This is a genomic window from Rhodoferax sp. GW822-FHT04A08, from assembly GCF_058801025.1.
In genome coordinates this window covers 1-2,632 of sequence record NZ_JBXAMW010000048.1, presented here as the reverse complement: position 1 = coordinate 2,632, position 2,632 = coordinate 1, and the positions used below count along the sequence as shown (strand labels likewise).

2 protein-coding genes are annotated in these 2,632 nt (G+C 49.2%); both read right to left on the bottom strand.

Going from position 1 to position 2,632, the window contains the following annotated elements:
- Positions 1–1,289 (bottom strand): response regulator c-di-GMP phosphodiesterase, NosR family (gene nosR / locus AC1RMF_RS26425; RefSeq protein WP_493145502.1); only part of this gene is annotated, 1,289 nt, incomplete at its 3' end.
- The coding region (locus tag AC1RMF_RS26420; RefSeq protein ID WP_493145501.1) for an ATP-binding protein at positions 1,289–2,632 on the bottom strand (1,344 nt) is incomplete at its 5' end. The genes nosR and AC1RMF_RS26420, both read right to left, overlap by 1 nt.

Genomic DNA, 2,632 nt, shown 5'->3' with positions numbered 1-2,632 from the left:
CGCGATGTCAATTTAATCGCCACACGCAACTCTTCTTCGTCCTTTGATTCTCGCTGGCGCAGCAGCGATATCAACTTTTCGGTCAATACGTGTTCCGCACTCAGCAAAACGATTCCATCTCGGGTAGTCAGGTCCTTGGCAACGACCATACCAGGACGCAGCTCATCAACACCAAGTACCACCGAAGCAACTTCGTTGTTGGGAGTGGCTTTAATCAATACCTGCAAAAAGACGTCCACCACTTCCGGATTGAACTGATTGCCACGTCCATGCAAAATCATCGAACGAGCCTCAGCCGCCGTGAGTTTCGATGTGCTCAAGTTCCCGGACTGCATGTCCATATAAGCTTCAACCACAATCAATATAGCCGCGGACAGGGGGATACGGTCACCTGCCAGTCCATCAGGAAACCCTTTTCCATCGTGCCGCTCGTGGTGCCAGCGAATGAGGCTCGCTACTCCCTGCATATCCTCCTGTGAGAGAAGCGCTTGTTCCCCCCAAGCCGGGTGACGTCGATACTGCAACATCTCCTCTTCTGTAAGGCGGCCCACCGGGCGAGTAAGAATGCTGTCCGCCAATCCGATCAGTCCAATGTCATGCAGGAGACCCGCGACAAAAATTTCCTGCTGCTGCTTTTCATTCAAACCCATGGTTACTGCAGTGCGTCTAGCCAAATCTGCGACCTGACGCGAATGTCCCGAAAGACTGCGTCCACGCAATTCCATGAGACTGGAAAAAACCTTGATGGAATTGAGGTAGTTGCTCTTCAGCTTTGCGTGCGCCACCTGCAGCTCTGCGGTACGTTCCTGAACCCGCACTTCTAGCCCTGCATTGAGAACTTTGAGCTCTTCATTCTGTGCTGCAATCTGCTTTTCCAGCTGACGCTTTTGCAGCTCCAAGGCCTTTCGTTCCAGAGCTTGTTTGACAATTAATATCAAATCGTGGTCATTCCAAGGCTTGGTAATGTAGCGGTAGATCTCGCCACGATTGACCGAACTCATGATGTCGTCCACATCTGCATAGCCCGTCAGGAGCAAACGCGTGGTGTCCGGCCACCGACCCCGCACTATTTCCAGGAAATGCGCACCATCCATTTCTGGCATTCGCATGTCTGAAATAACCAAATCAATGGCATTTGATTCCAGGATGCCGATTCCGGCCACACCACTTTCAGCCGTAAAAATCTGAAACCCATGGGGACGCAGCAACCGTCTTAGTGACGACAATATATTCATCTCGTCATCAACGCACAATATATTCATCGGAACTGATACCGTGGATTCCAACATCACTGCTTGGTCTCCTTGGACTGGACAACCTGATCACTCTGCACCAGTGGCAACGTAATGCGGAAGGTTGTTCCCTTTCCAACTTCAGTATCTACTTCAATTCTTCCGTGGTGTTTCTGAATGATTCCATAAGACAGTGAAAGTCCAAGACCTGTGCCCTTGCCCACAGGTTTAGTCGTGAAAAATGGATCGAATATCCGTGGTACGACATCCTTTGGAATACCACTACCTGTATCCGCTATTTCTATCCAAACACTGTTATTGACCTTAAGTTCAGGAGTGCCTTGAGCTTTGGCATTGCCAACGCCGGACCGAATGAAAATTTTTCCTCGATTCGGTCCAATCGCGTGTGCGGCATTGACAACCAGATTCATGACAACCTGATTTATTTCAGACGGCATGCACTGAACTTCGGGAATGTCGCCATATTCCTTTACGATATCTGCCTTGTACTTGACTTCGTTGTTCACCACGTTCAGCGTAGACTCAATTCCTCGGTTGAGATCGGCAAATTGCCATTGCGGTTTAGCATCCACGTGCGAGAAGTCTTTTAGGTCTTGCACAATCTTTCGCACTCTTGCAATACCTTCTTTGGACTCCCTCATCAGATTCGGAATATCTTCTTTCAAAAAATCAATCTCCATTTCCAGTTTCTTGGCTTGCAGTGCTCGCAACGCCTCCGGTGCAATCTGCACGTCACATGCCATTTCATATGCTCGCAACATTTGAAATAATTTCTCCAGATATTCTTCCAGCATTCCGAAATTGGAGAATACGTATCCGATTGGATTATTGATTTCATGCGCCACCCCTGCCGCAAGCAATCCAATGGAAGCAAGCTTCTCTGACTGCACCAAGTGTTCTTGAGCTGTTGAAAGTTTTTCATTGAGGGCGCTCAGTTCCAGATTCCGATTCAGCAGTTCCAACTCAACCGACTCACGTCGCACTACATCTTGTCTCAAAGCATCATTGACCTCGGCCAGTTGGGCGGTACGCTGCGTCACCATATCTTCCACTTCCAGCTGGGCCTTCATCAATGCTGACTCAGCGACCTTGCGCTCCGTAATATCCTGAAGTGTTTCAATGGCCCCAACAACGACTCCATCTTCATCCCTTAGTGGTGCGGCGGTGAAAAACAGCCAGCGGCCCGCAGCGCCGAGATTCGGAAAGAATCCTTCTGCCTCATATGCATCGGGAATGATTAAGGAACTTCGATACCGATTCTCATACAAATCGGCAACAATGCTTTCCATGGACCCATCCACTATCAAATCTGCCATGATGGGTCTATCAACTCCATACAGTATCTTTCCCAGATCGCTGGTTCCTATGACGGATTCGGC